Here is a 22,100-nt window from a genome sequence, read left to right on the forward strand (position 1 = left end):
AAAATAACGCGCCCTTCGATTCACAGGAACAGCAGTCCATGGCCGACGACCACCGCAACGCCCATACCCGCCTGTCCAGGAATGCCATCGCCAGCGTCGTGGGGCAGATGATCTACCTCGTCACCCGCGTCGGCCTGCCCCCGTTCATCCTCCTGCACGTTTCGCTGCAGGACTACAGCATCTGGGCCACCTGCTTCCTGGTGCTGGGCTACATCGGCATGAGCACCTTCGGCATCGCCGGGGTGTACATACGCTATTCCGCCGAATACTACGCCCACGGCCGGCTCGATGAGATAGGCCGCATGATGGGCGCGGGCATCTGGCTGACGCTGGCGCTCGGCAGTCTCATCCTGGGAGTGTTGTGGGTATCCATGCCCTGGCTCTATGCCTGGTTCCACATCGAGCCGGGAATGCAGGACACGATGCGCCTCCTGGTGCTGGGCGTGGTGGGGGCGATGCTGCTGGAACTGCTGATTCCTTACGGTTACGTCATGGGAGGCATTCACCGCAATGCGGAAAACGCGGTGATCTCGCTGATCTGCTCGACCCTGGAGGCCGTGCTGATCGTCGTCTTCCTCCTTCAGGGCTGGGGCCTGGTCGGGATGATGGCGGCCTATGTGCTGCGCGCGGTGTTCGCGCTGACGTTCACCCTGACCTGGTTTCACCGGCTGCTGCCGGGATTCCGCATCCATCTTTGGGGGCTGGGGAAGGCCCAGTGGCGGCCGTTCCTGGAATACGGCGGCATCATGCAGGTGAACGGGCTGCTCAGCGTATTCCTCAATACCAGCGAGCGGGCACTGGCCGGTTACGTCACCCACAATCCGGGCGCCGTCGGCCTGCTGGACATCAGCCAGAAATTCCCGATGATGGCGACCCAGCTCTTCAATTCGGCGACCAACAGCCTGCTGTCGGCGATCACGCACTTGCACGCGCTCGGACAGGAGGACGAGTTGGTGCGGCTGTATCTGCGCTCCTCGCGCTACCTGAATGCGCTCAATGGGCTGGCGCTGGGGTTCATGGCACCTTTCTCGGCGGTTCTGATCACGGCCTGGATGGGGCAGAGCGTCCCGGTCGCCGAGGCCGGCACCTTGCTGCTCTATGCCGCGATCGGTTTCCATGTCCACGCGCTGACGGCTCCGGTCACCAGCTATTTCCAGGCGGTCAATTCGCCCGCCCGCACCTTCTGGGCCTTCATCGTGCCGCAGATCGTCCTGCTGGCGATGGGGCTGGCCTGGATGCTGTGGCGGGGTGAAACCGGCCTGCTCTCTCTGGCCGGGATGATCATGCTGACCCGGATCGGCGCCAGCCTGGGCGTCATCGTTTACGCCAATGCCCAATTGGGTATCGGCCAGTTCCGGTTTTTCAGGGAGGTCGCCCCCATCGGCGCCCTGCCCTATCTGGTCGGCTATGTGGCATACCAAGCCGTCTCCGGCTGGGCCGGACTTGCCGAACTCACACGCTGGGAGGCCCTCGGCGTATTGGCGTTGTTCGGCGTGGCCTATTCCGCCGTCACCCTCGGTCTCGTCTTCGCCTTTCTGTCCCAGCCCGACGAGCGCCGGATGGTTTTCGATGCGCTGGCCCGCCTGGGATGGAAGCGGAGCGGCGAATGCCGGCCCAGCTTTTTTTCCGCGCAGGCGGCCACATCCGCCGGCGGCTTCAGCCGCTGGCTGATCCCCCCTGCTTTGTGCGTGTATTTCGGAGGCGGCTTGATCCATGCACTCGGTATGGCAGGCGGGCCGCTCACCGGCCTTCTCCAGGCTGCCGATGCGCCGGCACTGGACGGGGTGTTCGGCATCGCGGTGCTGCTCATGGGACTGTCGGCGGGCTTCGGTGGCTGCTGGGCCGACCGGGCCGGACCCCGCCCACCGCTTCTGGCCGCCTCCCTTTTCATCTTGGCTGGCCTCCTCTCGGTTCTGCTTGGCGCCCATCGCCAATCCGCCGTCCTGATTCTCCTGGGCTATGGCGTTGCTGGCGGCCTCGGCTTGGGGCTGGGGTATTCGGCCGCGATGCCCCCGCTGATGCGTGTCCTTCCCGCCCGCCGCGGATTGATGGCCGGACTGGCTCTCGCAGGCTTCGGCGGTGGCGTACTGTCGACCGGACCGCTGATGGACGCCATGCCGAGGGTCATCGGAAATCCCGAACCCTTGGGAACGGCGGAAACCGTGTTTGCCCTTGGATTACTGGGCTTGGCATTGCTGCTGGCCGGATGTTTTGCCATCCGCGTACCGTCATCGGATGGCAAACCCGCCACGGGACGGGAGTGGCGATCGCCGCGGTTTTACCTGCTTTGGCTGATGCTCTGCCTCAGCGCCGCCGCCGGCATCGGCCTTTCGAGCCTGGCCGTGCCGACGCTGCGGGGCATGCCCGACGCGGCCGGGACGGCGGCGGCATTCGCCGGTCTCCTGGCGCTGGCCGACCTCGGAGGCCGCCTGGCCTGGGGCTGGGCGGCCGACCACCTCGGCCGCAAATCCGCCTATGTGCTCGTCTTCCTGGGAGGAGCGGCGCTCTGCATGGCTCTTCCTTTCGCCGGTCTGGCCGGCAACGTTCCGGTTTTCGTGGTTTGCTGCGCTGCCGCGGCGAGCCTTTTCGGTGGCGGGCTCGCGGCCTTGCCCGCTTATGCGGCGGATTTATTCGGAACCCGTCGGATCGGGCAGATCTACGGCAGCCTGCTAACGGCCTGGGCGGTCGCGGCGGCGGCCATTCCGCCGCTGGTTTCCCGGCTGGAAACCTGGCTGACCGGCATCGGCCTCGCCGAGACTCATGCCCGGTTCGCCATGTTATGGATGGCATCGGGCCTGCTGCTGATCGGCTTTCTCTGCAATCTGCTGGTCAGCCAGGCCGAAGGAGCCGACGCGTCATAAGACCCGCCTGAACCGGAACGGCGCCGGTGCCTCGAACCGCCGCGCCGCCTCGCCGGCCCCGGCCCCGGCCCATTCCCGGCTTCGCCGCTGCATGTAACTCTCGGCCCAGCCGGTGAGCATGAAGAACATGGGCATCGTCTGCTGGCCCATGAACACCGTGGCTATGGCGACGAAATAGGCGAGATAGATGCCGGCAAGCGTAAAGGACAGCGCGCTGCCCGGCGGTCCGGTGGGCGGTTGGCGCAGCCCGTAGAGCAGGAGCCGAGTCATGGTGCCGAGCAGCAACAGCAGAAAGAACACCGAGGCCAGATAGCCATGCATCAACAGCAACAGCAGAAAATGGTTGTCGATGGACTCCGCCCCCGGCACCTTCGGCCATTTGGTCAGGCCCCAGCCCCATAGCGGCTCCTGGTTGGCGATGTCCAGATAGTGCTCGACCAGTTCGTAGCGGTAGGCAGCGGTTTCCTGGTTATCATCCTTGGCGTTCTCTCGCCCGACCGAAGCGTAGTCGAGAAAAGCGATCATCGCGGGAATGCCTACCACGACCATCCCGCCGAGGATTGCGGCCATCGCCGCCCGCCGGTATTTGCTCCGACCCACGGCAACCAGCCCCGCGCCGATGAAGGCGGCGAGCCAGGAACCTTTCGCCAGGGTGATGAACAGACCGCCGGCCGTGATCAGGCTCAGCCACAGTGCCGGTGAGTAAGGCAGCCAGGGCAGCCACCGGAGCTTGGCCGGCCAAGCCCCAGACCATTGCAGCCAGCGCTGCAACCGAAACGCGACGATCATCATGATCCCCGCCAGCAGGGCATGGGCATAGGGACCCGCGGCCCGCGCCAGACCGAAGCGGAAAGTCGTGAGCCACTCCAGCCCCTGCCCCGGAAAGAAGCGGTCGAACACGAAACGCCAGGGGTTCATCCCCAAGCGAAGCTCGATCAGGTTCAGGATCGAAACGGCGGCCATCGACAACACGCAGATCTTGGCGAACAGGAAGCGGTTGCCGAAAGGCTCGATCAGGCTCTTCGCCAGCACGTAAGGGACGACGCCGCTGAACAGCATCGCGAACATCAGGTTCTGGGCGTCGGAATAGCCGGAAGCGCGGTATTCGGAAATGGACACGCACAATGCGTAGCCGAACACCCACAGATCGGTGAGGCTGAAGCGATAGCCGGGAAAGCCGGCCATGGCGAAACTGGCCGCCACCGCGACGCAGGCCGCCTGGTTGAAGGTCGGGTCCGGCAGGCCCGGAAAGATGCAGCGGTAATAGTCCGGCAGGAGCAAAAGTACCGGCAGATAGACGCGGAGAAAGGCGTATTGGGTATCGTGCCGCGTGGCGATCAGGAAGGCCGCGATGCCCGGTAGCAGCGCAATGTAGGACAGCATCAGCCGCCGCGTGCGCGCTCGATGGGGCGGGCCGGAACCCCGCCCACGACGGCATGGGCGGGCACGTCGCGCGTCACGACCGCGTTGGCGCCGATCACCGCCGACTCCCCGATCGTCACGCCCCGCAGGATGACCGCGCCCCGTCCGATCCAGACGTTGCGCCCGATCCGGATCGCCTTGGCGTCATGGCCGGTGTCCCGCACGGAGTGGCCTTCGGCGATGCGGTGATTGGCGTCCCGGATGCTGGTGTACTCGCCCACCATCACGCCGTCTTCGAGGACGACCGATGCATAGGACACGATGTGCACGCCACGCGAGAGCACGACGCCGTCGCCGATCTCGATGCGGCCTCGTTCCTGGGTTTCCAGGTACAGGCCGGGATACAGGAACAGATCCCGCCCCAGATGGATATTCCTGCTGCCGTGCAGTTCGGGCGTCCCCAGCACCACCACCGAGGAGTCCAGGGCCGAATCGAGGGCCGCCTTGAGCCGCGCGTGGGCCCACAGGCGGTCCCAGGATTCGAGGCGGTTTGCGATCGCCGCGGCGGGTTTCAACAAGCCCAGCAGGAGACGTTTGATTGTTCGGGACATGACATCACTTGTACTCGATGAGAAACCGGCTGCGTTTGCGCCAGCGGTCGAGCCGGCAGGAAATCTGGCCGGCCAGAATGGGAATCTGCTGGAGATGCGAGTGGATGCCATAGAGCAGAAGCGTCCAGGTCCCTCCCCCTTTCCAGCGGGCCTTCCAGGCCGAACGCAGAGCCAGCGCCAGGAAGATCGCCATCACCAGCCCCAGATGCAGCATGCTCTTGGCGACCGCCGAGGCCGATGCGCCGACGGTGAACAGCAGGCTCAGGAAACCGCCGCGCAACAGGTTTCGCCGCGCGTCCTCCACCCACAGCGGGAATTCGGTGCCCCTGAGCCGCTCGGATACTTCCGAATAGGCGTAGCCCGCCCGGAAAGCCCGCTTCCAGTAGCTGGCCCAGGTTTTCATCGCCAGATCGTGTCCGGTCATGGGGCGGTCGACGTGCAGAATGGAAAACCCCCGTGCCCGGATGCGCTGGCACATTTCCGGCTCTTCCCCGGCGATCAGGCTGGCATCGAAGCCGCCGACGGAGCGGACGACATCGGCGCGCATCAGCGCATCGCCCCCGCAGAATTCGGACGGACCCGGCGGATAGATCCAGTCGAGATCCAGCACCCGGTTGAACAGCGAATGCTCGGGGTGCAGCTCACGCCGGTGCCCCCACACCACGGCGACCTTGGGATCGTCGAATTCGCGCAGCGAGTCGGCCACGAAATCCGGGTGCAGCACGGTGTCACCGTCGAGGAAGAGCAGGTACGGCGCTTGGGCCTCCCGCCATCCGGCGTTGCGGCCGAGGGCGGCGGAAGGCCGTTCGGGATTCACCTCGACGACTTTCGCGCCGAACGCGCGTGCGCGCGCCACGCTGTCGTCCCGCGAGGCCGAATCGACATAGATGATCTCGACCGGACCGCCGGGGTCGCGCATGCCGCGCACGGACGCGAGACAACGGCTCAGGCGCTCGCCCTCGTTGCGCCCAATGACGATGACGGAGAGCAGAGGCGATGGGGGAGACGTCGGCTCAGTCATCGGCAAGCTCCCTGAACAGGTTGGCATAGCGCGCCAGACCGGCCTTGCTGGAATAGCGTTCGCGCAGCCTCGCATCGGCCGCCGCGACGATCCGGTTGAGACTCGCCGGTGGCAGACCGGCCACTTCTTCCAGGACCGTCCCCAGATCGCCGGCGTCGCCGGCGCGGAACTGGAATCCCGAAATGCCCGGCTCGATCAATGACGCCGCGCCGCCGGAGTCCGGCACCAGCACGGGAATTCCGGCGGCCATCGCCTCCAGGATGGCGAGGCCGAACGGTTCACAGGGGCAAAGGTGCAGCAACAGGTCGCTCCTCGCCAGGGCTTGCGGAATCCTGTCGCTGAAGCCTTCGAACACCACGTTCGGATGATCTTTCTGCGCCCGTGCGCGCAGCGCATCCAGGTCCCAGCCGGTGCCGTAGATGCGGAAATTCAGACCCTTCACCGCCGGATGCTGATCCAGACAGTCGAGCAGCAAGTCGATCCGTTTGACCGGGTCGACGCGGGACACGACGATGACATTGCGGATGGCGTCGCCGAAGGCAGCCCGCCGAGGGGCCTCGGCTATCTGCCGGTCCGGCAGGAAGTTTTCGCAGACTTCGATATCGGCTTCGGCGACGCCATGAGCGATGAGGCGGTCGCGGACGAATTCCGACACCGCCACGAAGCGCACCCCCTTACCGTTCAACATCCGCTTGCGCCCGTAGCTCTCGCGTTCGTCCGCGCCGCCGTGCACGAGGTGGACATGCACGTTGCGGCGCCGGTACAGCAGGTTCCAGGCCAGGAATATCAAAGAATGGCTGACCCCAGTGGCGGCAAAGGCGACCCGCTCATGGCCAGCGATCCAGGGCCGCAGCTTGCGCGCCAGATCGCGCGCGCCACGGAATTCGATGGCCTGGATGTCCATCCGCCCAGCCTCGCCGAGGGCGGGACCGACCGGTGCGAACAGGACGGGGGTCAGCCGGTCGCGCAGACCGTCCAGCGTCGCCAGCGCCATGCGTTCGGTGCCGTAGAGGTTGCCACTGTGCAGCACGTAAAGAAATACCGCTTTCATCCCTCCAGCCTCCTCGATGTGTGTTCGTGCCCATTCTCGCGCGAGACTTTCGCGCCGGCGAGTTCTTCGGCCAGTTTGGCGTAATAGCCTCCCCCCTGATAGACCTCGAGGCGGGTCATCACGAAACCCACCGCCGGCGGGTCGATCTTCTGCACGATGCCCGCCGCCCTCCGCAGTTCGCCCGGCTTGACCTGGCCGGCCCCGACCAGCAGCAGCGTCACGTCCGCGACCTCGATCAGGTATTCGGTATCGGCGGACAGGAGGAGGGGCGGCGCATCGATCAGCACCATGTCGTACGCCGCCTTCAATTCGTCGAGACGACGGCGCAGCACGGGATAGGCGAACAACTGCGGACCCGGCGCGACTCCGAGCCCCAGCCGATCCGGCAATCCATCGCTGGCAGGCAGGACGGCTGCGACCGTGTCGCCGGAGCCGGCCAGCAGATTCGCCAAACCCGGCTTTGCCGGATCGGCCCGGTAACGGTCATCCGGCCTGAGCGGATTGGCCTCGACCACCACGGTGCTCACACCCAGCACCGCCAATTCGCGGGCCAGATCCAGGGCCAGGCCGGTCACACCCGCCTCCGATTTGACCGAGGTCAGCAGCGCCAGACGGTTGCCATGCGACTCCCGTTCCCGGTTCACTGCGATGGCCAGCCGGCGCCGTTGGTCTGCCGTCATCCGTTTCAGACCGGGATCACCGGCGTGGTCGACGAACCAGGCGACGGGGCGGTGGCCGATGATCTTGGCGACCTGGCCGGTGGTGCGGATGCGCTGATCCAACATGTCGAGCCCCACCGGCGTGGCGACACCCAGGATCATCGCCAGTACCATCACCACGGCGAAAAGCTTCTTGCGGCCGCCTTTGACCGGAAGCTCCGGCGGACGGGCATAGGTTTCGACGCGAACGAAACCGGGCGCACGCGACTCCAGCTCGAAGAATTCGATGCGTCCGTCGATGACATCAAGCTGTTTTCGGCTGCGCTCGATCTCGTGGTTGAGGCTCAGGGCTTCGTTGTACAGAGCCGCGAACCAGGACGCCTTGTTGCGGAACGATTCGAGCTGTTGATTCAGTTCCTGTTCGATCTGGCGGTCGCGCTTCACATCGGACCTGCGTTGGTCGATGAGGCTTTTCGCCACCTGCTCGGTGAGCTTGTCGACGGTGCGATTGAGTTCCTCGTCGATTTCCTTCAGTTCACGGTCGATCTGGATTTTCAGCGGATGTCTGGGATCGAGCCCGCTGGCCTGCTGCAAGAGATCGCTGCGGCGTTTGTACAGGCTGGCTTTCAAGCTGATCAGGCCGGGGTCTTTCTGAATGGTATCGAACGCCGCCGCCGCAATGGCGTCCTGCCCCTGCTTGCTGGTCCGGTCCTCGAACAACGCCAACGCCGCCTCACTGGCCACGCGGGTACGCTGCGCCATGGCGAGGGCATTCTGGCTTTCGACCAGCAGCCTGTCGTACGGGCTTGCAATCTGTTCGCTGAACGTCGTCACGCTCAGCTCCTGCGCGATCTCCGTCCGGCGTGCCAGCTTCGCGTCGATTTCATCCTGGATCTGCCCGCGCCGCTCCTGCAGGCTGGCCAGACGCACATTGCGGGCGAAAAAGGAATCCGATTCCCGGGTTTTTTCGAGATAGGTGTCGACGATGGTGTTGACCAATTCGTCGAGGTGATCCGGCGTGGTCGATTCCAGCGTCACGGTGATGAGGTAGCTATCCTTGACCGGTTTGACTTCGAGCGCGGCCTGCAGCCTTTCCGCCGCCCGCCGATCCGACTCGTTCTTCCTTTGCCAGACGTAACGCTTGTCGCCGAGCTTGGCCAGCGACTCCAGCAGGATGTCGTAGCGCGGAACGGTCAGCGCCTGGTGTTCGACGAACTGATCATAGGCGAGGATGTCCAGCTCCTTGGATTCCTTGAGGATGTTCACGAAATGCGGGGCCACGTACAGCACGGCGGTGGCCGAATAAACCGCCTTGCCCTTGACCCAGGCGAATCCCGCTCCCAGGACGACGACCACGGCCATGACGATGAGAGCGATGCGGCGATGCCTGCGGAGGCTGACCAGCGGCATGAACGTCCCGCCGGGCGGCGGCGGATTCTGCGCGATCTCGGAACCGGCGGCGTTCATGATCGCCCCTACATGGTGCCCATCTGCCTGATCATCCAGGCCTGCATGAAGGGATTGACCTTCTGCAGGACGTAGCCGATCCGCGCCGCGGTGTTCATGGGCACGTAGATGATGTCGCCATGCTCCAGGGCCAGGGAGAGATTCGGGTCGGGCTTCATGACTTCGTCGAAGCTGACTTGCAGGTTGACGCCTTTTTCGGGACGGATCAGATGGATCTCGTTCTTGTGCGCCTCCGGCGTGGCGCCGCCGGCCTGGCCCAGAGCGTCCACGAAGGACATCCGCGAAGTGAGCCGGTAGGCGCCCGGCTTGTTGACCGCGCCGAGCACGAAAACCTGGCGGTCCGAAGCATCGGGGATATACACGACGTCGTTTCGGTGCAACTGCACGTTGAGCTGCAAATCGCCCCCCAGCAGCCTTCCGATGTCCACCCAGAGAATCCGGTCGCGCCGGATCACCGCGCAGCTCGTGAGCACCTGCTCCGGCCGGATCAGAGGAAACACGCCGGCTTTGGAGAGGATTTCCAGCAGCGTCGGAGGTGTATCGAACGGCACGGGGCCCGGATGCTCGACACGGCCCAGTACGGTGACGCGATTGGAAGCGTATTGCAGGACGCGAACGGTCGTGAAGGGATCCCGGTAGTATTTTCCCAAAGCCTTGCTGATGGCGCTGGCCGCCTGTTCGCGGGTAAGATTGCGGACGGAAATGTTACCCACGACCGGCAAAGTGACGTTGCCATCCGGTCCGACCACCTGGGGTCCGGAAAGCTCGGCCCGGCCGACCACGTCGATGTTGACCTGATCGCCGTCGCCGATCCGGTAGTCAGTGACGGTATCTTCCTGGAAAGCCCTGAGGACGTCCGCCGGCGACATCGTCTCGGCTTTGTGCGGCGCGCTGAACGCCTCTCGGGCATCGGGCGTGGCATCCGGCACCGACTCCCAGGAGCCGCAGCCAGCCAATCCCAGGACCAGACTCGCGACATGCCCTGCCCGGCGGAATGGCTTCACCGTCCACCTTTCCGGTCGGTGATGGCTGTCGATGACCGCGTCGAATCCCTTCGGCCGGAAATCATTCGGTCGATGCGAGATAGCGGGCCGCACCTTCGGGGTCGGCGAAAACCAGGAAAATCTCGTTGAGCCGAGTAAGTTCCATCAAGGCCTGTATTTCCGGGGACAGCCCCGCCAGGACCATCTTTCCGGCGCGGGCTTCGATGCCCTTGAAAGCGGCGATGAGCACCGACAGGCCGCTGGAATCGATGAAGCTCACGTCTCGGAAATCCACCACCAGGCGACCGGTCCCTTTCTCCACGATGGCCAGAAGCTCCGCCCTGGCCTTGGCGGCATCGGCCATCACCAGGCGTCCGCTGAGTTCGGCGATGTCCACGTTGCCCTGCGTCCTGTGCTTGAGAAGCATCCCCCTACTCCCGGCAGTCATCGATAAAAGTGGCTATGCTCAATTATTGTAGTTAGAACAGTTTCACAAAGTCGATGAAATCGTTGCGGCGCGCTATCCGACCATGGCGAAGCGAGTGCTACAATTCTGCCCGCTCGTGGGGGCAACAGGCATCGGCTCGACCGTTATCGACTGGGGACAGCATGGAAAACATCGGCAGATTGCTTCTTTCGGCCTACCAATGCGCGCCGGGCATGGGGTCCGTCTCCCAGATCGGCTGGGAATGGTATTCGCGGCTGGCCGGGCGCCTCCCACTCACCCTGGTGACTCATATCCGCAACCAGAAGGCGCTGGAAAAGGCCGGTGCCCCTCTGCCCGGTACCGAAATCCTTTACGTCGATACCGAATGGTTCGCCGGCCCCCTCTATCGCCTGGCTTCCCGTCTGTTTCCCCGCAGCGAACATCCGGTATTCCTGATCTCCTCGCTGGACTTTTTCGTTTACGACCGGCTGGCGCTGCGCATGTTGAGGAAGCTCCGCAGGCAAGGAAAAAGCTGGGACCTGATCCATCAGCCGACGCCGGTGTCTCCCTTGGCGGCGACCACGTTGCACCGGCTGCGGTTGCCTTTGATCCTGGGTCCATGGAACGGTGGCTTGAAGTCGCCGGACACTTTTCCCGAAATCATGGCCGCCGAATCCGGTTGGCTTTATCCGGTGCGGCGGCTGGGCCGGCTGGCGGACTGGCTGCTCGGTTCCAGCCGCAATGCGCGCCTGCTTTTGACCGCCACCGCCGCCACCCGCGCCGACATCCCGCAACGCTACCGGGTGAAGTGCCGCAACATGATCGAGAACGGCGTCGATCTGGAGGTTTTTCGCGCCGCGCCCTGGCCCGAACCTCCCGGTGAGGGGCAGCCTTTGCGCATCCTTTTCGTCGGCCGTCTGCTCCCCTTCAAGGGCGTGGCCATGCTGCTCGAAGCGGTGGCGAGGGTCTGCGCCGGCTCGCCCGTCCATCTTGCCGTCGCAGGCGCCGGCCCGGAAGAAAACGCGCTGCGGCAGAAAGCTGACGAACTCGGGATCGCCGGTCAGGTGGAGTTTCTGGGCCCCCTGCCCCACGCCGAAGTGGCCCGCCGGTTGGCCGAATGCCATGTGTTCTGCCTGCCTTCCATCCGTGAATCGGGCGGAGCGGTGTTGCTGGAGGCGATGGCCGCCGCAAGGCCGGTTGTCGCGCTGGATTACGGCGGGCCTTCGGAAATCGTCGACGGCGAGGTCGGCGCCCTGGTGCCCGCCACCGGCTGGAAGCCCGTCGTGGAAGGGCTTGCCGGCATCTTCGAAGAAATCCTCCGTGATCCGGAAGGCTGGCGCCGCCGCGGCCAGGCCGGTCGCCGTCGGATCGAACAGCGGTATTCCTGGCCCGCGAAGATCGACGCGGCGTTGTCCCTCTACCGCGAATGCCTGGAGAGCCGATGAGTGGCCCACTGAAACTGGCTTATCTGGTCAGCCAATACCCGGCCATTTCCCATACCTTCATCCTGCGGGAAGTGCTCGGCCTCAGAGCGCGGGGTTTCGCGATCCGCGTCGCCTCGGTGAATCCGCCGGATCGGCCGCTCGAAAAGCTGACGGCGGATGAGCGGCGGGAGGCGGACGCCTCCTGGTATCTCAAGCCCCAGGGCGCGATGGGCGCACTGAAGGCCTTGTGCCTGACCGCCCTGCGCCGCCCGTTGGCCCTCGCCGGAGGCTTGTGGTTCGCGCTACGGCTTGGCGGCACGGACGTCAAAAAACTGGGCTACCAATTCGCCTATTGGGTGGAAGCCGTCATGCTGGGTGACTGGATGCGGCGGGAAGGGCTTTGCCATCTGCACGTCCATTTCGCGACGCCCGCCTCGATGGTCGGCCTGATCGTCAGCAAAGTTTTTCCCATCGGCTTTTCCTTCACCGTACACGGTCCCGACGAGTTCTATGACGCCCCCGGCTACCGCCTGACGGAGAAGATCGCGGGCGCCGACTTTGTCGTCTGCATCAGCTACTATGCCCGCAGCCAGTTGATGAAGCTCTCGCCGGTGGCGCACTGGCACAAGCTAGAGGTCTGCCGGCTCGGCGTCGATCCCGCCCGTTTCGCCCTGCGTGAGAGCAAATCCGCCGGCGCCGTGTTCGATCTGCTTTGCGTGGGCCGCCTGGTGCCCGCCAAGGGGCAGCACATTCTGCTCGATGCCTTGGCCTTGCTGCTCGCCCGCGGCCGCCGGGTCCGCCTCACCTTGGTCGGCCAGGGACCGGACCGCTCCTCGCTGGAGGCCCAGGCCGACCGGTTGGGGCTGGCAAGCGCCGTCGACTTCGCCGGGGCCGTCAACCAGGACGAGGTGTTCGGCTACTACGCTGCCGCCGACGCCTTCGTGCTGCCCAGCTTCGCGGAGGGGCTGCCGGTGGTGTTGATGGAGGCCATGGCGCTCGGCGTTCCCTGCATCACCACCCACATCACCGGCGTGCCGGAATTGATCAGGGACGGCATCGAAGGCTTGCTGGTCGCGCCGTCCGACACCGAAGGGCTGGCCGGTGCCATCGAGCGGCTGATGGACGATCCGGCGCTCCGCAGCCGGCTGACGGAAGCCGGACGGCGCAAGGTGCTGGCCGAATACGACCTGAACGGGAGCATCGCGCGGCTGTCGGATGTCTTCATGCACAGGCTTTCCCCTTCCTGACCACTTCGAGGCTCCGGCATGCTGACCGACACCCTCATCATGATACCCGGCGCCTTGTTGAGCGCCGCCGTCCTGCCCGGCACCTTCGAGCTCGCCATGTTGACGCTCGGAGGGGCATTGCCTCCCCGAAAAACCGTGGCGGGCAGCGACACGGTTTCGATCCGCTTCTGCATCGTGATCCCGGCGCACGACGAGGCCGAAGGCATCCAGGCCTGCCTGCGCGGCATCCGGGGAGCCGACGCGGGCCCTCACACCGTCACGGTCGTCGTCGTCGCCGACAACTGCAGCGACGACACGGCCGCCCGCGCGGAAGCCGCCGGAGCAAGGGTCCTGGTCCGCAACGATCCGGGACGGCGCGGGAAGGGCCATGCGCTGGACCATGCCTTTTCGATCCTGCTGAGGGAGGACCACGATGTTTTCGTGGTGGTCGATGCCGACACCCGGGTGGAGGCGAACTTCCTCACCGAACTCGCGGCACCATTCCAGGCCGGCGCCGACGCGGCGCAAACACGCTATTGCGTATCCAACCCGGAGCAGTCGACCCGGGCCCGCCTGATGCATGTGGCCTGGCTGGCGTTCAACGTGCTGCGTCCGCGCGGCCGGGACTATTGGGGCTGGTCCGCGGGCATTCTCGGCAGCGGCTTCGGGCTGCACCGCAGGACCCTGGAAAGCGTCCCCTTCGACGCCGGCTCCATCGCCGAAGACCTGGAATATCACATCCGCCTCGTGCAAGCGGGCAAGCGCGTGCGCTTCTGCGACGGCACGACGGTGTGGTCGCCGGTGCCGGCCACCGGTGCGGTGGCTTCGAGCCAGCGCGCCCGCTGGGAGGGAGGACGGTTCCGGATGATGCGGGAACAGATCCCTCCCCTCATCCGGCAGGTGGCCGGAGGCCGCTGGCCGCTGCTGGAGCCTTTGCTAGACTTGTTGCTGCTGCCGCTGGCCTTTCACGTGGTTTTGCTGGCGCTGCTGCTGGTCTGGCCCTGGGCACCGGGCAGGATGCTGGCGGCGTTCGGGCTGGCCGTCGTCGGACTGCACGTGACCGCCGCCCTGGCGGTGGGACGCGCCGGGTGGCGCGATTGGGCGGCCTTGGCCACGGCGCCGTTCTATATTCTCTGGAAACTCACGCTGGGCAAACGTCTGCTGTCGTCCGCCAGCCGGGAAGCGGCCTGGGTACGCACCGAAAGGACCCAATCCGATGAATCCGCCTGACATTTCGGTTCTGATCGTATCGTTCAACACCCGCGACCTCCTGCGCCAGTGCCTGGCCAGCCTGCGCGAGCAGAAGGGGGAGGCCGGCATCGAGACCCTCGTGGTGGACAATGCCTCCAGGGACGGATCGGCGGATATGGTTGCCGCAGAGTTTCCGGAAGTCCGGCTGATCCGCAGTCCCGTGAATCTCGGCTTCGGCAATGCCAACAACCGGGCGTTCGAAGAGGCCCGCGGACGCTATCTGGTTCTGCTGAATTCCGACGCCTATCTCGCGCCCGGCGTTCTCGACGCCGCTTTGAAGCGGATGGAAGCCGCTCCCGAGGTCGGCATGGCCGGCGGTCGCCTGGTCGGCACGGAAGGCGGCTGGCAGCCCTCTGCCCGCATGTTTCCCTCTTTGCTCAACGAACTCATCATCCTGAGCGGCCTGGCGCACCGCTACCCGAAATCCCGGCTGTTCGGCCGCTTCGACCGTACCTGGGCCGACCCGGCCGAGGAAGCCGAAGTGGACTGGGTGCCGGGAGCTTTCGCGATCCTGCGGCGCGACCTGATCGATCGCATCGGTTTGTTCGATCCGCGCTTCTTCCTTTACTACGAAGAAGTCGACCTGTGCCGGCGGATCAAGGCGGCGGGTTGCAGAGTCATGTACTGGCCCGAACTGATGATCACCCATCTCGGCGGTGAATCGGCCAAAACCTTGAGCGACATGGATTTCTCCTCCCATGCCTCACAGCTTACGCTGTGGCGGATGCGAAGCCAGGCGTTGTATTACCGCAAATGGCACGGCTTTGCGGGCGCCTGGAGCGTCAAGGTGCTCGAACAGGCTTGGCACGGCCTTCGAGCCTTCCGAAACCGCAATTCGATTCCGGCCAAGGCGCGCGAATCCGAAGGTCTGATCCGGCTGTGGAACCAAGCCTGGAAAGAAACCGAAGGCGGCACCGTGTCGCCGCCGCAACCCTGGTGACATCGATGTTCGAGCATATCCGAGAAGACTGGAGAAACTATCAAGGCGACCTGACCCGGCAAGGACTGTGGGTCATGCTGGTCTACCGGTTCGGTCGCTGGCGCTACCGGGTAGGACCGCGCTGGCTGAGGCTGCCGCTCTCGTTCCTCTACAAGGTGCTGAAGCTGCTGTCGCAGATACTCACCGGCATCGACCTCCCCTGCGAAGCGCAGGTGGGGCGGCGCTTCACCATCGAGCACTTCGGCGACGTGATTGTCAGCGGCGATGCCGTCATCGGCGACGACGTGACGATCCGCAACGGCGTCACCATCGGGCTGAAACGCACCAACGAACCCGGCTCCCCCGTGATCGGCAACCGGGTCGACATCGGCGCGGGCGCCAAGGTGCTGGGACCGATCCGGATCGGCGACGACGTCGTCATCGGCGCCAATGCCGTGGTCATCACCGATGTGCCGCCGAACAGCCTCGCGGTCGGAGTTCCCGCGCGCATCAAATCCCGGGCGGACACGGGCGCCGAGCGCTGACATGGGCGGTCATACCACGATTCCCGGCCCCCTGGGAAAACGCCCTCGCTGGTATTGGCGTCCGTGGCTGCTCCCGCTGCTGACCCTGGGGGCGAGCCTGTTGCCACGAATCATCGATTTCAGCATGGCGGGGGCGTTGCTGATCCTGCTCGCCCCGCTGCTTTTGTTCCGCGCCCTCATCGCCAAACTGCGCGCGGGACGCGTGTTCGCCGCCACGGAGCGGGTGGGCCGTTTCCAGATGCCGTTCCGGCAGCTCGCCTTCGCCGACGACGCCCCCGGCCGCAACCTCGCGGTTCTGCTGAACGTGTTCCGGGGAGACATGGCTTTCGCCGGACCGCGCGCCCTGAGCCTCGAGGAGGCGGCGGCGGTACCCGCGGACCAGGGCATCCGCTTCAGCCTCCGGCCCGGCGTTTTTTCGCCCTATGCGTTGCGGTCCAAGGTCGGGATTGCCTATGAGGGCGAAGCGGACCTGGATCGCGAGTTCTATTACACCGAAACGGCAGCGGGCAATCTCGGTCTGGTCGTGCGTACCGGTGTCAGCGGGTTGCTTGCCGGCGACGCCGCGCGGCCGATGCCGGACCATCTGGATTTCTTCGGTATAGCCATCGCCAACACCACGATGGGCGAGGCGATCGACTGGATCGTCCGCCGCATCCGCGACGACCGGCCGGCAACGATCGCCTTCGTCAACCCCGACTGCTTGAACATCGCCTATACCAACCCGGAATACCGGGAGGTTCTGAACCAAGTCGAACGCGTCCTGCCGGATGGCATCGGCATCCGCTTCGGCTGCCGGATTTTGGGCTTCGGCCTGCGCGCCAACGTCAACGGCACCGACATGTTCCCCCGGCTATGCGAACGCTGCGCGGACGAAAAACTGTCGCTGTTCCTGCTGGGCGCCCGGCCGGGGGTGGCCCGGCAGGCAGCCGAAAACATGCTTCAGCGCTATCCCGACCTGAAAATCGCCGGCACCCGCGACGGCTATTTCGCGCCTGACGCCGAAGCCGAGGTCATCGAGACCATCAACCGGTCCGGGGCGGACATCCTGCTGGTCGCCTTCGGCGTCCCCAAACAGGAACTCTGGCTTTGGAAACACCGCTCCCGGCTCAAGCCGCGCATCGCCATGGGCGTCGGGGGGCTGTTCGATTTTTACTCCGGCCGAATCCCCAGGGCTCCGCTTTGGCTGCGGGAAATTGGGCTGGAATGGAGCTGGCGGCTGCTGCAGGAGCCGGGACGGATGTGGCGGCGCTATATCATTGGCAATCCCCTTTTCCTCTATCGCGTGTGGCGGCAGAAAATTGGAAAACTCGTCATCTGAAAGGAACTACGGACTGGCGGCGATTCTGGCAGGGGCCCTGCTGCTGCGCATCGTGCTGGCGGCCTCCTTCAAAGGCCACCCCATCGACGTCGGCACCTTCAGTGCCTGGGCAGGGCACGCGGCGGAAGGGCTGCTCTCGTTCTACAGCCCCGGCTATTTCGCGGACTACCCGCCGGGCTATATCTACGTATTGTGGCTGATCGGCAAATCGCGGGCGCTGCTACAGACGGGCTTCGATACCCCCGAATTTCTGGTGATGCTCAAGTTCCCGGCGATCGCGGCGGACCTCGCGACGATCGGGGTGATCCACCACCTCGCCACCGAACAAGGCCATGGCCGCGCCAAGGCGCTCACTCTCGCCGCGCTTTATGCCTTCAATCCCGCCGTCATCGCCGACTCCGCGGTCTGGGGGCAGGTCGATTCCGTGCTGACGTTGTTCGTCCTGCTCGGCGTGCTGTGGCTGGAACGCCGCCCCGCCGCATCCGGCGCGGCTTTCGCGGCGGCTCTGCTGGTGAAGCCGCAGGCGTTGATTTTCGCTCCCGTCCCCTTGCTGTGGTTGGGGAACCAGCTGTTCCGCCGGCACACGGCTGCCGAACTGAGCCTTTTCATGCCGGCCGCGATCCTGGTGTTCGCCCTCGGGGTCCTGCCGTTTGCCGCGGAAAACGGGCCCGCCTGGGTCGTCGAGAAATATGCGTCTACCTTGGCCTCCTACCCCTACGCCAGCCTGAACGCTGCCAACGTCTTCGCCCTCGTCGGCGGCAACGGCGCCGACGCGGCCCAGACGGCGTTGTTCCTGAGTTTCGAAACCTGGGGAACGGTTTTTCTTTTCGTCATCCTCGGCTGGGCGGCATGGCTGGCCTGGCGCGGATTGACGGCTTCGGACTGCGTTTACCTGGCGGCCTTTCTGCCGGTCTCCGTTTACCTGTGGTCGATCAAGATGCATGAGCGCTACCTGTTTCCCGCTCTCGCCATGCTGCTCGCCTACCACATCCTCAGCCGCGACCGGCGGGCGTTGTGGCTGTTCCTCGGATTCAGCGCGATGCTGTTCGTCAGCATGGCGCAGGTCCTGCACCTGAGCGCGCGGGAGACTTGGTATATCCCCCGTTTCGACCCGCTCCTGCTGGCCGTTTCGGGAATCAACCTGCTGTCGTGGTCACTGTTGGCTTGGATCGGATGGCGGGCAGAACGACAATGACCGGGACAACCCGCCGGAGGGCAGGCTCATGCGCGTGATCGTCCTGGCCGACCGTATCGGCCGCGAACTCCTGCCGCTGACCGACCGCACGTGTGTCGCTCTTTTGCCGGTGGCGGCGAAACCCCTGATCGACTATACCCTGGACATGTTGGCGGCGACCGGCCTTACGGAAGCGCTGATCGTCGCCGGTCCGTTCGGCGAGCAGATCAGAGCGCACCTCGGCGAAGGCCGGCATTTCGGCTTGCGGCTGGAGTACTGGCCATCGCCCGGCGAGACGGAGGTTGCATTGCTGCTGAGCCAGCTTCCCAAATGCTCGGAAAAATCGACTCTGGTGGTGCGCGGCGACATGCTGCGCTCTCCCCTCCTCGGTGCCTTTCTCAAGATGGCCGGTTCCCGCGACGCCCCCGTTCTCCACGGCTGGTGCGAAGGGAACCCGGGGGGACTATGGCTGCTGCGCGGCAATGCCGATGACACCTGCGGCATGGACTGGCGGGATATCGTCTCCGGCACGGCCGTACCGGAATCGGGCAAGCTGAAGCTGGAGGGAGGCACCGCCCACCCGTTGGATTCGTTGCCTGCCTATCATCGGACGAATCTGGACGCAGCGGGCGGACGCATCGGCGGGCTCGCCCTCCCCGGACAACAGGCCCATGCCGGACTCACCGTGGGCCGCAATTCGTCCGTGTCGGCCGGCAGCCTCGCGAACGGCACCGCCCTGATCGGCAGTCATTGCCGAATCCATCCCAGCGTCCAACTTCAAGGCGAAAATGTGATCTCCGACGGCGTCATCGTCGACCGGGGCGCCCGGCTGTCCAACACTGTCGTGCTGCCCTATTCTTACGTGGGCGAGCTGGTGACCGTTGAAAACGGCATCGTGCGGGGCAACGATCTCCTCCGCATCGACACCGGCGCCCGGCTCAGGATCGTCGACGCATTCCTGCTGGCCGATCTGGATCAAGTCTCGATAACTCATGGCTTTTCCGATCTGCTGAACCGGCTGGCAGGCGTTTTGTTGCTGGTAGCCTCGGCACCGCTGTGGCCACTGGCCGCGCTGGCCGCACTGGCGCGCCATCCAACCCGGCCGCTGCGCTTCCGACGTTTGCGCGGCAACCGCCTGGTCCGGGGGGACGCCGGCACGCCCAGGCGAGCGGCCTTCACCGCTGCCGAATGGGCAACCGGCATTCCGGTGCTGGCGAAACTGCCCTGGCTCCTGCCTGTAGCCAGAGGGGACCTTCATCTGGTCGGAGTGGAGCCCGTCACGCCCGAGCAGGCGGCCAGCCGGACCGCGGAGTGGGAGCGAATGGCGGACCGGGCCCCGGCCGGTTTGATCGGTCCGACCCAACTGGATCTGCCGGCCTCCGCGCCTGCCGAGGAACGCCTGATGAGCGATGCCTTTTTTGCCGCCCAGGCGGACTCGGGCAAGAAGCTTCGCGTCATCCTGCGCGGCTTGCGGGTCCTGTTCAGCCGGCGGGCCTGGCGGCCGGAGGATTGAGTGCGCATCTTGCTGGTCGACGACGACCCCATCTCGGTGCTCGCAGTCGCCGTCTACCTGCGCAAACTCGGCTACGAGGTGAATTCGGCGCGAGACGGCCGTGAAGCCATCGAGCAGTTTCAATCCCAGCGTTTCGAATGCGTCATCAGCGACTGGAACATGCCTTACCTGAACGGGGAGGAACTGTGCCGGCGGGTAAGGTCGCTGAAGCTGCCTTACTATGTCTACTTCATCCTGCTGACCGGGCGGGACGACAAGGATTCGCTGTTGCAGGGCATGGAAGCCGGCGCCGACGATTTTCTGGTCAAGCCGGTCGACCGCGAGGAACTGCGGGTCCGGATCAGGGCGGGAGAACGCATCGTCCGGCTGGAACAGCAGCTCGAAGAGCGGAGCCGGCTGCTGGAGAACGTCAACCGTGAGCTCAAACAAGCCTATCAGACCATCCGTAACGATCTGGCCACGGCCGCCGCGATCCAGAAATCCCTCTTGCCCGCACCGTGGACCCTGGCCGACCTGGAAATCCGCTCCCTGTTCATCGCCAGCGATTTCCTGGCGGGAGACATGTTCGGCTACTTCCCGCTGGACGATCGCCATCTTGCCCTGTTCCAGCTCGACGTCTCCGGTCACGGCGTGTCATCGGCACTGATTTCCGTCGCCTTGAGCAAATGCCTGGCGCAAAGCCGATCGCTCGAGATCACCGCGGAGACTTGCGCGCCATCCGGCCGCGGGAGCCCTTCGCCCAATCGCATGCTGGAAGAATTGAACCGTTTCTTCGCCGTCCAGCCCGAGTCCAACAGCCATTTCGCCACCATGATCTACGCCGTGTTGGACCGGGAGACAGGCCGGCTCGAACTCAGTGCGGCCGGGCATCCGCCGCCGCTGCTGTGGAAACGAGAGACGGGAACGATCGCGGAAAGCGCGGTCCGCGGACTGCCGCTGGGCGTGGTCGCGGACCGGCGCTATGCGTCGGAATCGCACCGGCTCGCCCCGGGAGACCGGCTCTTCGTCTATTCCGACGGCATCACCGAATGCATGAGCCCAGCGGGGGAAGCCTTCGGCGGTGGGCGTTTCCGGCATCTGCTGGAAGACACTGGCTCTCTGCCGCTGGCGGAGGCGATCGGCCGGATCGAACGAGCGCTGTCCGACTGGCGCGGCCAAGGCGGCTATACGGACGACATTTCGCTGGTCGTCATGGAGAGGAAGTGACGTATCCAGCCATCCGGCTCGTCATCGGCAGCGAAGCGAACAACGTCAATCTGGTGGGCGTGACGATCCGCGCCTTGTGCTTCGCTGCCGAGATTTCGCCGGAGGATGCCGCCCGCATCGAACTCGGCATCGTCGAAGCTCTGAACAACATCATCCTTCACGGCGGCAGCAGCGCACCGATCACCGTGTCATGGAACCGCACCCCGAGCGGCATTTCTATCGAAATCGAGGACAGCGGCGAGCCCTTGGCCCATTGGCCGCCACGCAACGCATTTCCGGAGCCGTTCGAGGAATCCGGCCGAGGCTGGCCGTTGATTGCCGCCTGTTTCGACAGCGTCGATTACCGGGTGGAAGCGTCGAAGAACACGCTGATTCTGGTCAAGGCGCAAGGCATATCCCTCCCCCGAACTTAAGAAACCGTGGAAGGACTGCGCGCCACTATCAGCCGCACGAGGGCATTCAGCCGTTCGACCCGCTCCAGGCGGAATCCGGAGGCTTCCACGTTCGCTACCGTGCGGCGATTGATGTGAGCGCCGACCAGGCGGGACACCCAGGGATCGAGAAGGTCCATCACCCGTCCCGCCGCTTCGGAATCCGAACGCACATGCTCCAGCAGAACGAGCTTGCCGCCCGGTTTCAAGACGCGGCGCAACTCTCCCAGGCCGCGGATTGGATCGGGCACCGAACAGAACACGAAGGTACCGACCACGGTTTCGAACTCGCCATCGGCGAACTTCAGGGCCTGAACGTCCATGAGTTCCAGATCGGTTTGGACACCGAGGCGGATTGCGCGGCGGCGGGCTCGGCGCAGCATCTTCTCGCTGAAATCCACCGCCGTAACGACTTGTCCCACCGGGTGGAACGCGAGATTCTTGCCCGTTCCCACGCCGACTTCGAGAATGCGTTCGCCTTCGACCAAGCTCCAGACACGGCGGCGCCACGGCGCAAACCACATGGCCTCCATGATGCCTTCGATGAGATCGAAGAACGGTGCGATGCGGTCATAGCGATGGCGCACCGTGTCGGTCGTGTCGCTAACCTCGTTCATGCCCATCTCCCGGCTTCGGCGCCTTGGACGCGCC

Annotated in this window: 19 protein-coding genes; 11 read left to right on the plus strand and 8 right to left on the minus strand. The window is 65.0% G+C overall.

Annotated features, from left to right (window positions below; translation table 11 throughout):
- The first annotated feature begins 38 nt into the window (after positions 1-38).
- Positions 39-2,861, plus strand: a complete 2,823-nt coding sequence (locus tag GNH96_RS10670) for an MFS transporter (RefSeq protein WP_169603656.1) — start codon at positions 39-41, stop codon at positions 2,859-2,861.
- Here GNH96_RS10670 and GNH96_RS10675 read toward each other — a convergent pair.
- The 7 genes from GNH96_RS10675 to GNH96_RS10705 all read right to left on the minus strand — a co-directional run bounded on the left by GNH96_RS10675 (position 2,856) and on the right by GNH96_RS10705 (position 10,442).
- Positions 2,856-4,244, minus strand: coding sequence for an O-antigen ligase family protein (locus GNH96_RS10675; protein ID WP_169603657.1), 1,389 nt, complete (start codon positions 4,242-4,244; stop codon positions 2,856-2,858). The two genes, GNH96_RS10670 and GNH96_RS10675, sit on opposite strands and share 6 nt — an antisense overlap.
- Complete coding sequence (locus GNH96_RS10680) at positions 4,244-4,834, minus strand: acyltransferase (protein ID WP_169603658.1); 591 nt, start codon at positions 4,832-4,834, stop codon at positions 4,244-4,246. The genes GNH96_RS10675 and GNH96_RS10680 overlap by 1 nt, the downstream gene beginning before the upstream one ends.
- 4 nt (positions 4,835-4,838) lie before the next feature.
- Positions 4,839-5,855: a glycosyltransferase gene (locus GNH96_RS10685; protein ID WP_169603659.1), complete on the minus strand. Its 1,017-nt coding sequence runs from the start codon at positions 5,853-5,855 to the stop codon at positions 4,839-4,841.
- Positions 5,848-6,906, minus strand: a complete 1,059-nt coding sequence (locus tag GNH96_RS10690; RefSeq protein ID WP_169603660.1) for a glycosyltransferase family 4 protein — start codon at positions 6,904-6,906, stop codon at positions 5,848-5,850. Before GNH96_RS10690 ends, GNH96_RS10685 begins: the two co-directional genes overlap by 8 nt.
- Positions 6,903-9,032: a GumC family protein gene (locus GNH96_RS10695; RefSeq protein WP_228719823.1), complete on the minus strand. Its 2,130-nt coding sequence runs from the start codon at positions 9,030-9,032 to the stop codon at positions 6,903-6,905. Before GNH96_RS10695 ends, GNH96_RS10690 begins: the two co-directional genes overlap by 4 nt.
- A gap of 8 nt (positions 9,033-9,040) precedes the next feature.
- The gene (locus tag GNH96_RS10700; protein WP_169603661.1) at positions 9,041-10,036 is read right to left on the minus strand and encodes a polysaccharide biosynthesis/export family protein; all 996 of its coding nucleotides are present in this window, start codon (positions 10,034-10,036) and stop codon (positions 9,041-9,043) included.
- Positions 10,037-10,097: 61 nt separating this feature from the next.
- On the minus strand, positions 10,098-10,442 hold the full coding sequence (locus GNH96_RS10705; protein ID WP_169603662.1) for an STAS domain-containing protein: 345 nt from the start codon (positions 10,440-10,442) through the stop codon (positions 10,098-10,100).
- Between the two features lie 182 nt (positions 10,443-10,624).
- Between GNH96_RS10705 and GNH96_RS10710 the strand changes: the two genes are divergently transcribed.
- Genes GNH96_RS10710 through GNH96_RS10755 form a run of 10 tightly spaced genes read left to right on the plus strand, consistent with a single transcriptional unit; the run spans position 10,625 to position 21,431 of the window.
- Positions 10,625-11,887 carry a glycosyltransferase family 4 protein gene (locus GNH96_RS10710; protein WP_169603663.1) on the plus strand — a complete coding sequence of 421 codons (1,263 nt, stop codon included), beginning with the start codon at positions 10,625-10,627 and terminating at the stop codon, positions 11,885-11,887.
- Complete coding sequence (locus tag GNH96_RS10715; RefSeq protein WP_169603664.1) at positions 11,884-13,113, plus strand: glycosyltransferase family 4 protein; 1,230 nt, start codon at positions 11,884-11,886, stop codon at positions 13,111-13,113. The genes GNH96_RS10710 and GNH96_RS10715 overlap by 4 nt, the downstream gene beginning before the upstream one ends.
- A gap of 18 nt (positions 13,114-13,131) precedes the next feature.
- Complete coding sequence (locus GNH96_RS10720) at positions 13,132-14,322, plus strand: glycosyltransferase family 2 protein (RefSeq protein ID WP_169603665.1); 1,191 nt, start codon at positions 13,132-13,134, stop codon at positions 14,320-14,322.
- Positions 14,309-15,283: a glycosyltransferase family 2 protein gene (locus GNH96_RS10725; protein ID WP_169603666.1), complete on the plus strand. Its 975-nt coding sequence runs from the start codon at positions 14,309-14,311 to the stop codon at positions 15,281-15,283. The genes GNH96_RS10720 and GNH96_RS10725 overlap by 14 nt, the downstream gene beginning before the upstream one ends.
- 5 nt (positions 15,284-15,288) lie before the next feature.
- Positions 15,289-15,807 carry a serine O-acetyltransferase gene (locus GNH96_RS10730; RefSeq protein WP_169603667.1) on the plus strand — a complete coding sequence of 173 codons (519 nt, stop codon included), beginning with the start codon at positions 15,289-15,291 and terminating at the stop codon, positions 15,805-15,807.
- Between the two features lies 1 nt (position 15,808).
- Positions 15,809-17,125, plus strand: a complete 1,317-nt coding sequence (locus GNH96_RS10735; protein WP_169603668.1) for a WecB/TagA/CpsF family glycosyltransferase — start codon at positions 15,809-15,811, stop codon at positions 17,123-17,125.
- The gene (locus GNH96_RS10740) at positions 17,106-18,320 is read left to right on the plus strand and encodes a glycosyltransferase 87 family protein (protein WP_169603669.1); all 1,215 of its coding nucleotides are present in this window, start codon (positions 17,106-17,108) and stop codon (positions 18,318-18,320) included. Before GNH96_RS10735 ends, GNH96_RS10740 begins: the two co-directional genes overlap by 20 nt.
- 28 nt (positions 18,321-18,348) lie before the next feature.
- Positions 18,349-19,812, plus strand: coding sequence for a sugar phosphate nucleotidyltransferase (locus tag GNH96_RS10745; RefSeq protein ID WP_169603670.1), 1,464 nt, complete (start codon positions 18,349-18,351; stop codon positions 19,810-19,812).
- A complete protein-coding gene (locus GNH96_RS10750; RefSeq protein ID WP_169603671.1) occupies positions 19,813-21,018 on the plus strand; it encodes a PP2C family protein-serine/threonine phosphatase in 1,206 nt (401 codons plus the stop codon).
- A complete protein-coding gene (locus tag GNH96_RS10755; RefSeq protein ID WP_169603672.1) occupies positions 21,015-21,431 on the plus strand; it encodes an ATP-binding protein in 417 nt (138 codons plus the stop codon). Before GNH96_RS10750 ends, GNH96_RS10755 begins: the two co-directional genes overlap by 4 nt.
- Here the strand turns inward: GNH96_RS10755 and GNH96_RS10760 are convergent.
- Entirely contained in the window at positions 21,428-22,066 is a 639-nt protein-coding gene (locus tag GNH96_RS10760) for a class I SAM-dependent methyltransferase (RefSeq protein WP_169603673.1), read from the minus strand. The genes GNH96_RS10755 and GNH96_RS10760 overlap by 4 nt on opposite strands.
- Positions 22,067-22,100 lie beyond the last annotated feature (34 nt).

Origin of the sequence: Methylococcus geothermalis (assembly GCF_012769535.1) — a bacterium.
GTDB classification, from domain to species: Bacteria; Pseudomonadota; Gammaproteobacteria; order Methylococcales; family Methylococcaceae; genus Methylococcus; species Methylococcus geothermalis.